The organism is Microcystis sp. M079S1 (assembly GCF_020246425.1).
Classification (GTDB): Bacteria; Cyanobacteriota; Cyanobacteriia; order Cyanobacteriales; family Microcystaceae; genus Microcystis; species Microcystis aeruginosa.
The window spans coordinates 1-8,834 of the sequence record NZ_JADBSZ010000285.1; the positions used below are offsets into that span (position 1 = coordinate 1).

General features: G+C 45.9%; 8 protein-coding genes. 3 read left to right on the forward strand and 5 right to left on the reverse strand.

Features of this window, described 5'->3' with window-relative positions; all coding sequences use genetic code 11:
* Positions 1–390: 390 nt before the first annotated feature.
* Positions 391–729 carry a hypothetical protein gene (locus tag IM456_RS18535; protein WP_149986940.1) on the forward strand — a complete coding sequence of 113 codons (339 nt, stop codon included), beginning with the start codon at positions 391–393 and terminating at the stop codon, positions 727–729.
* Between the two features lie 54 nt (positions 730–783).
* On the opposite strand, the gene IM456_RS18540 is transcribed toward IM456_RS18535, so the two are convergent.
* From IM456_RS18540 to IM456_RS18555, 4 genes are all read right to left on the reverse strand, one after another.
* Positions 784–2,319: a TolC family protein gene (locus IM456_RS18540; protein WP_149986970.1), complete on the reverse strand. Its 1,536-nt coding sequence runs from the start codon at positions 2,317–2,319 to the stop codon at positions 784–786.
* Between the two features lie 68 nt (positions 2,320–2,387).
* Positions 2,388–3,929: a gamma-glutamyltransferase gene (ggt, locus tag IM456_RS18545; protein ID WP_287693047.1), complete on the reverse strand. Its 1,542-nt coding sequence runs from the start codon at positions 3,927–3,929 to the stop codon at positions 2,388–2,390.
* 164 nt (positions 3,930–4,093) lie between these two features.
* Entirely contained in the window at positions 4,094–5,125 is a 1,032-nt protein-coding gene (lpxD, locus tag IM456_RS18550) for a UDP-3-O-(3-hydroxymyristoyl)glucosamine N-acyltransferase (protein WP_149986942.1), read from the reverse strand.
* Between the two features lie 191 nt (positions 5,126–5,316).
* Positions 5,317–6,201 carry an all3515 family Zur-repressed PEP-CTERM protein gene (locus tag IM456_RS18555; RefSeq protein WP_149986943.1) on the reverse strand — a complete coding sequence of 295 codons (885 nt, stop codon included), beginning with the start codon at positions 6,199–6,201 and terminating at the stop codon, positions 5,317–5,319.
* A 444-nt stretch (positions 6,202–6,645) separates the two neighbouring features.
* Between IM456_RS18555 and IM456_RS18560 the strand changes: the two genes are divergently transcribed.
* Positions 6,646–7,671: a daunorubicin resistance protein DrrA family ABC transporter ATP-binding protein gene (locus tag IM456_RS18560; protein WP_002783999.1), complete on the forward strand. Its 1,026-nt coding sequence runs from the start codon at positions 6,646–6,648 to the stop codon at positions 7,669–7,671.
* Between the two features lie 121 nt (positions 7,672–7,792).
* On the opposite strand, the gene tnpA is transcribed toward IM456_RS18560, so the two are convergent.
* Entirely contained in the window at positions 7,793–8,164 is a 372-nt protein-coding gene (gene tnpA, locus IM456_RS18565; RefSeq protein ID WP_353737709.1) for an IS200/IS605 family transposase, read from the reverse strand.
* Between the two features lie 109 nt (positions 8,165–8,273).
* Between tnpA and IM456_RS18570 the strand changes: the two genes are divergently transcribed.
* Positions 8,274–8,834: RNA-guided endonuclease InsQ/TnpB family protein (locus IM456_RS18570; RefSeq protein ID WP_287706967.1), on the forward strand; the 561-nt coding region annotated here is incomplete at its 3' end.

Sequence of the window (8,834 nt, forward strand, 5' to 3'; positions counted from 1 at the left end):
ACGATTCCTATTTCATCGATAATTCCGGCTACTAATCCCAGATGGTCTAGATTTTTGACTTCAATTTCTGTTGATTGATTCATGGTCGAACAGTCCACTCGCCTCAGTTTTCCAACAATTCCTATTTTTTCATAATTAGGGTTCTCAAGACCCCCCTAGCGGCCACCGAGAAAACCTTCACCAGCTAAGTATTTTTACTCAAGTCTCTGGAGGGGGACAGCTTATGTGACAGTTGAGGGTGCGGAATGTGGGTTTCAGCTATCGTGGGCGGGGCCAGAAAAATTGACTAAAATAAAAGAGGTGGAATCATGACCGAGAATCTGCTGGGCAATTACCGTCATGGCCGCCAATCCTGAGAACATATTTTTTGATCGGCGAGGTATATTGGCGATGATCACTAAAAATTCTTTATTATCAGGTTTGTTTCTGGGTCTGGGTTGGGTTTGCGTTAGCGGCAACCTAGTCGTGGCTCAATTGCCTATCAGTGAGCGTTGTTTAGCTGAGGCTGAATCCTGCGCTTACCAAAAATATCCCCAATACAATCAGCAATTAGACTTTCGCACCAGTCCCCAAATCGAGCAGCGCCGACTGAACACGATCGAAAATCAATGCGGTAGCATTAATTCCTCTCGTTGTAATAATCTGCGTCCGCAGGTGCAAAATCGACAGGAAACTCCCACCCTGCAGCAATTGCGGGAACAACAGATTAGAATCATCGAAACTCGTTAAAATAGGGGAGATTTGGCCATCTCCCCCCACACCACACCTCGATAAATCCCACAATTAACGCACTTCAAACAAACGATTATCTGGTAAATTACTAATCGCTCGCTGGAGACTATTCAAGGATCTATTGTAATCGACGATCGCCTGTAGATAACGGCTTCTGGCATCGGTTAAATCCCGTTGGGAGTTGATCACATCCGTTTGGGTTCCCACACCCGCCTGAAAGCGTAAACGGGCTAATCTCAGACTTTCCGTGGCAGATTCAATGCTTTTTTGCGAAGTTTTGATGTTTTCTTGGTTAGAAATCAAACTATAGTAGGATTCCTCCACCTGAAGGCGAATTTCATTGCGACGGAGGGAGAATTCCGTATCGGCGCGATCGATATTTCTTTCCGCTTGACGGGCGCGAGCAAAAGCACTACCACCATCAAAAAAAGTCCAGCGAATCCGGCCGCCAACGCTAAAACCATCGCCAAAACCAGCTTCATCACTGAGATCGTTAAGGACATTATACTCGCCCAAAAGGTCCACTTGGGGAATCACCGCCGAAATGGCGATCGAGCGATCCTGTTCGCTAATTTCCCGTTGTAAGAGTTGTTGTTCTAATTCCGCACGATTTTTATAGGCCAAAACGATACTATCATCAAGACTCAGTCCCCAAGTTCCCGCCTCGCGAATCTCATCGGCAGCGGTTAACTCGATGTGCTGACCGACACTCAATATCTGTGCCAGTCGCCGTCTGGAAATACGCTGGTTAGAAATCGCCCGGGTTAAGTCTTGGTTAGCGTTAGCGAGGTCAACTTCCGCCTGTAGGACAGCAAATCGGGTTCCTAGTCCCGCTTGCTCCAATAATAGAGCATCCCGTAAACTTTGACTAGCATCTTCGATCGAGGCTTGGGAGATCGCTACTTGGGCATCACCCCTCTGTAATTCATAATAGGCATCGGTGGCATCAAAACGAGTTTGTTCCGAGACTCGTTCCACCTCTAATTCCTGTTGCCGGATCACTTTTTCGGCCCTTTTGATCTGGGCTGCCCGTTCACCCCCTGTATAAACCCCATAGACGATGCGAACACTACCCTGAAGGGTGGTACTATCTTCGGGTGTAACTGCTGGGATTCCCTGTTGACGAGCCAAATTATTCTGTCTTTGGGCAGCTGCCGATTGATCTTGAGTGAGACTGGTTTCCGCTTGGGCCGTGGGTAATAAAGCCGCCTGTTGTTCCTTTAATTGGGCGCGAGCGATTTCTAAATCGACCCGGGCTGTCTGTAAGGTCTGATTATTTTTTAAAGCTAATTCGATCGCTTGATTTAAGGTGATCGGTTGTACTACCCTAATATTCACCTCATCTGGTTTGGTGGGAAAAATTAGCGGATTGCCACTAGGATTAAGATAATTAGGGGCTTTGGGATCCGCTTCCGTGGTTGCCGGTGCCGCCGATGGACCGGGTAATTGAGAAACTGGATTGACAGTAGGTTGGGGTTTCTTCAATAAATCGGCAGCGGACTGAGTTTGTGCCTTAACCGAGGATTCAGCCAAGAAAATCAACCCAAGCACCGCACTCACGGTAATACCATAACGCAAGAGCAACATGAGTATCTCGAAAGTAAACAGTAAACGATAAGAAGTAAATAAGCTCACACCACTATGTTGGCCGATTACTAATTACTAATCACTAATCCTACTCCATCCCGACGCGGATCGCCCGTAGCGGTTAATTCCCCCCGATCATTCACTGCCACCCCATGCACACCCCCAAAAAACATATTTTGTTCTTGCCAACGGGATACTTGAGTATTTGCGGGTAAAACCAGATTTTTGAGCATATTTTCCCGATCTTCTAAAGGTTCAATTCCTAATTGTTGATTTTCCCAATGTATGCGCGAGGCAGCGATCGCAGCGGCTAAAGATTGCCGAAAATCGATTAAATTGCTAATAACCTGCAAAATAGCGGTGCGAATGCGATTGGAACCCCCAGAACCGAGAACAAATCGCGGCTTTCCTTCCTCTAAAATCATCGTCGGGGACATCATTGAGGATAAACGACGATCAACGGGCCAATTGTGAAAACCAAAGGGATTTAAGTCCGCTTCCCCGATCATATTATTGAGCATAATTCCCGTCCCCGGCACGGTATAAGCCGATCCTTCCCCGTTGGAAAAGGTGGCACTGGCCGCATTGCCCTCTTGATCGATAACACTAATATGGGTGGTACTGCCCCATTTATTGGGATATTTGCCTAAAAATTCCGACGAGAGGAATTTATCTTCAATTCCCTCCTGATAGATAAAATTATCGTAGCCTTGGGCGCGCGCTTGATTGGTTAAGGCCATCACCTCCGTTAAAATTTGCAGATGTTTGGCTCCTAGATGCTCTAAAGCCGATAAATTAACTGCTTCTAGTAATTTTAGGGCAAAAGCTAGGAGAATTCCCCCAGAACTAGGAGGCGGATTAGTCAGTATTTCGTAACCCCGATATTGGGTTTTTAGGGGTTTTCTCTCAAGGACTTGGTAATGATTTAAATCCTCTAGGGTGAGATAACCACCCTCCTGCATATCCTTGGCGATTTGGTGGGCGATTTCTCCCTCATAAAAGTCTTTTACACCTTTTTTGCTTAATTCCTCTAAGCTGTTGGCAAAATCCCTCATCACACAGCGATCGCCAGCTTGGAGGAGTTTTCCTTGTGGGGCATAGACTTTTAAACCCTCTCTATCTTTGAGCAGGATCGAAGCGAGTAAACCCAGGCAAAAGCCGTTATATTGGCTCAAAATGTAGCCTTGACGAGCATATTCGAGCGCTGGTTCCGCTACCACGGCAAAGGGCAATTTTCCTAGTTTTTTCTGCACTGTTTCCAACCCCCGTAACGCCCCAGGAGTCGCGATCGCACCTCGGCCAATGTGAAAATCTTGACTAGCACCACCAAAATTGATCGCCACAGGGTAAAAGTCGATATTTGTCAAGGGTTTTTTATATTTTGGAGTTTGACAAAAAAAATCAAAAAGGGTATTGACTTTTTCTTTGGTATGTGCTAGTAAAAAACCGCCGCCCCCCGCCGAAGCGAGGGTGAATTCGACCACGAAAGCCGCTAAAATCGAGCCAACTATCGCGTCGAAGGCATTTCCGCCCATTTCTAAGATTAATTGTCCAGCTTCGGCAGTTTTTGGATGTCCTGCGGCGATAGCGCCCTTGCTTTTGCCAGTCACTTTGATTCAGTTATCAGTTATCAGTTATCAGTTATCAGTGGGGAGATGGGGGTGTGGGGTGTGGGGAAGTGGGGAAGTGGGGAAGTGGGGAGAGGGGAGAATAAATAGAAATAATCTCCTGTCTCCTGTCTCGGAGTCTCCTGTCTCCTGTCCCCTGAATAGGGCTATTTTTTCAACTGCTTAACCGCTTGATAGATTTCGGGTAAACGCTTGTAAGCAGCTGCTACCTTGAGGAATAGTTTATGCGGCATAGCGGGAGAACCAGAAACCACTTCTCCTGCCCCGATATCGTTGTGAATGCCAGTTTGGGCGGTTGCGATCGCACCATCCCCGATCGCCGCTTGATTGGCAATGCCCACCTGTCCCGCTAAAATAACACGATTGCCCACTTTTACGCCTCCTGCCATGCCTACCTGTCCTGCTAGGGCGCAGGCTTGGCCAATTTGGCAATTATGGGCAATATGGACGAGATTATCGATCTTAGTCTGGCTACCGATGCGGGTTTCTCCCACTGCCGGGCGATCCACGGTGCTATTACAGCCAATTTCTACCCCATCTTCCAAGACCACGATACCGGATTGTTCCATCTTAAACCAGCCTTCGGGAACCGGCACAAAACCGAAGCCCTCAGCACCGATAACAGCACCACTGTGGATAACGCAATCATTGCCGATTTGTACCCGTTCATGGATGGTACAGTTAGCGTGGAGAATTGTGCGATCACCAATATGCACCCCGGGGTAAACAACGGCGTTAGGATGAATGCAAACACCATCACCGAGGGTGACATTGGCTTCTACCACGGCATGGGCCCCGATGGCGACTTTATGGCCGATTTTAGCCGATGGATGCACCACGGCGGTGGCGTGAATGTAGGGTTGGGGCTGAAAGGGTTGATAAAATAATTTGATGGCGTGGGCGAATAAAAGTCGGGGATTGGCACTAGCTAACCAAGCGATGCCGCGTTCGTCGGCCTGTTGTTGTAAATTGCTATCCAGGGGCAGAATTAGGGCAGTAGCGTCAGTTTTGGCGACAAAGGAAGCAAATTTTCCCCCTTCGATATAGCTAATGGTATCGACTAGGGCGGTTTCGATGGGAGTTATGGCTTTAATTTGGGGATTTCTGTCGGGATAGGCGGTCAAACTCTGGGATTGTACTAAAGGACTTAATTTTTGGGCAATTTCACTAAATTTCATAAATATATATTGCGATCGAGATAGGGCTTATCCTAGGATAGTCTAAAACTATACTGATAATCTTGTCGTTATTATAGTCAAAAAAGTTGCTAGTTTTTTAGGGAATAATCCCTGTTTCCTATTTCAACAAAGCCGATCTCGATCTAGAGCGGTTTTGGAGATAAGTTGGCTCTCTCCAAAACCGATTGGTTTTAGTTTTTACTACTCGATCGAGTTAATAAAATTGACCCGAACAGTATTAAGGCGATCAGAGTTGATGGTTCGGGAACTGTTTGAAAATCTAGGTTAAAAATTCCTGACTCTCCCCAAGAAAGGCTAAGATCTACCAGCTTAAAACTGGCTGAATATTTTCCCGGTCGAGAGGCAAGAAACTTCGGTAAAAAGGAGAAGTTATCACCAGTCCCGATCGCATAGATATCTCCAGCATTAGCTAAAATTGTCTGTCCTAAAGAGTTAGCTACTGTTAATCCATCACTAATCTCTAACAGTTGCAAGGATAGGTTGGCATTACCTAAAGACCGATTCCACCGTCCCCCAGAACTGTTAAAAAGAGCTTGTTCTCCCAAGTCAGAGGAATTATTAATAGTTGCCACTGATTGCATCAGTAAATTGCTATATTCCTCCCCAGTGGCACCACTAACAAAACTATTCTGAAAAATTCCTTTTCCTGCAATTAAGGAGAGAGGAGGCAATCCTGTAGAAGTCTCAGGAATGCGATTATTGGTGTTAGTGGGATTAACTACCGGATTACTAGACGGGCCGGAATAACTGTAAGTGCCGATACCGTGAAAATGAGGGGTTCCCTCTCGGTGAGCAACCAGAAGAGTTAACCGGTTATAGTTAGGATTGGCTAATCCCGCATAGATGCCCCGAGTTAAGGTGATTTGATTATCCACCCCGATATAAAATTCTGGCAAACTCTGACCAATGGCAGGCTCTTCAGCCTTAGCCACCGTTAACAGGGCGAAAGGAAGCGATAAAATGAAGCTAACAGCGATAAATAGAGATTTAGTGCTTTTTTCGCGGCTTTTATTGTCAGCACAAACTAATCCTACCCCAGAGACCTGTAGAACCATGATTTCTCTCCTTAATTAGAACGATAATCATTATCATTTTAGAGAAAAACCCTTGTTCCGATTCACTTTTGCCAACAAAGTTAATTTAAGTTAACATGAACACTGCTGTCCCAATAAGTTGCCCGAGCATCTAAAGGGGTCGAGGTGGATCAAGGAACAGGCAACGCCGGAACAGCAGCCGGTTCTCTGGGGATGAGGCCAAATCCCGTCAAAGTTTATCTTGATCAAAAAAGATATAGCGTTTCCTAAGCTAGTGAGGTACACCTATTTTTCTTCCCTTTTGCCTTCTGCCTTTTGCCTAAAACCCATCACTTTTGTACCTCAGCAGACTGAAAAACGCTATAAACAAAGCTGTACTAGATTTTGCAGTGGGGAATCTGGGTTAAAATAGACCGAGAAAGTTAACAAAAAAATTGTCTCGCTCAAGTGGGCGAAAATCAGCTTATGACCCTTGCGGTGGCGATCAAAAACTTAAAAAAATCCTACGGTCAGACAGCAGCGGTTAAAGATATCTCCTTTACCGTGGCAGCGGCAGAAATCTTCGGTTTACTCGGTCCCAATGGTGCGGGGAAAACCACCACGATTCGCTGTCTTTGTACCCTTGCTAAACCCGATGGCGGCAAAATCGAGGTGGGGGGTGTCGATGCCCTGAATAACCCCAAATCCGCCCGTAAACGCCTGGGTTACGTTGCCCAAGAAGTCGCCCTCGATAAAATGCTCACCGGCCGGGAACTGTTGCAACTACAAGCGGCTCTCTATCACATTCCCGCTCAAAAGTCAAGAGAGCGCATCAAAGAATTAATAAATCTTTTAGGATTAGAGGAATACGCCGACAAAAAAACAGGAACCTATTCCGGCGGCATCAAAAAACGGCTGGATTTAGCGGCGGGATTACTGCATCAGCCGGAGGTTTTGGTGCTGGATGAACCGACTGTGGGACTCGATATCGAAAGTCGTTTGATTGTCTGGGATTTTCTGCGACAATTGCGGGCGGCTGGAACCAGTGTATTAATTACGAGCCATTATCTCGAAGAAATCGACGCTTTGGCCGATAACTTGGCAATTATCGACAATGGTATCGTCATCGCTCGCGGTACCCCCTCACAACTGAAGGAGCAACTGGGGGGCGATCGCATTACCCTAAAAGTGCGAGAATTTTCCCCAGAGGAAGAGGCTCTAAAAGCGAAAGAGTTATTATCTCGTCTGCCTTTTGTCGAGGAAGTGATCGTCAATACCGCCCAGGGTAACTCCCTGAATCTCATCGTCACGGCCAATAGCAATCCTTTAAGCAAAATTGAACAAACCCTAGCCGAATCGGGATTACCCGTGTTTAGCATGGCCCAATCCCGTCCTAGTCTCGATGATGTCTATCTGGCGGCCACCGGACGCACCCTGATGGATGCAGAAATTGCCGCCGCCAGCAGTCGCGACCTGAAGGCGGAGAAAAAACAAGCGATGAAGGAATCCTAGTCGGGCGAGAAAGGCTGTAATATTGCCTAATTGCCCGGTTAAATCATCTATAATTGGAGCGAGAGGAATCCCGTTAAACCGCTACGCAGTTAACGGGAGATAAATCGCCACCGGAATGAAACTAACGCGGTAGCGTTTCCACTTTTGGGGAGTTTTGGTTCTCGACGTATTTTTTTAGTTGTTCGACAGTAACGCCGCCACAACTAGCCACGAAATAAGCTCCCGTCCAAAAATAAGGTTTATTGTCGAAATACTTGGCCGCCAAATCCAGAAATTCCTTTCTAATTAAGCGACTACTAACTGTTTTAAGGTTAGCGATTAATTTGGATAAAGCGATGTCAGGTTTGTAATCAATAATCAGGTGAACGTAATCCGATTCACCGTTGAAATCAAGTAATGTGCTGTCCCATTTCGTGAGCGTTGACGCAAAGATTTCTTTAAGTCGGGCTAAGATTTCATCGTTAATAGCGATGGCCGGTATTTGATGACGAATACGACGTGAGCGGTAAGTCTATAAACGGAGCGAAATCCATGATTGTAATCAGTTGACATATTAGGCGGTAAGTGTTACAATCTAATTGTACATCACGAAACGAACGACAGTGATAACGCTTACCTACCAGTACAAACTAAAGGTAAACAGACAACAGGAACGGGAGATCATCCACATTCTTGATGTTTGTAAGAGCGTTGATAATTACGCGCTCTCGGAACGGAAAGATTGGTTAAACTCTCGAAAGTGTCTTGCGGATCGTTGTTCGCTAGTTTCCGAGTACATAATTCCTGCGGATGAACCCTATCCTAATTACTTCGTTCAAGCTAAAAATCTAACGGAAGCTAAAAAAGTTTACCCGATATTAAAGACGGTTAACGCTCAAGTCTTACAGCAAGTCTTAAAAACTTTAGATAAAGCTTTTGACCATATAAAATCGAAAGGCTTCGGCTTTCCTAGATTTAAGAAAAAGATGCGGAGTTTGGTTTTTCCTGCGCTGTCAAAAAACTTCTTAGGTGACGAATACTTAAATTTTCCACAATTGGGAAAAATTCGGATTAGGAAATCCAGAAAGTACCCGTCCGGGTTTGAGCCTAAACAAGCTCGAATTATCCAAAAAGCGTCGGGATTTTACGTTTCGGTTTCCTTCCAATCTACGGAATTAGTTCCC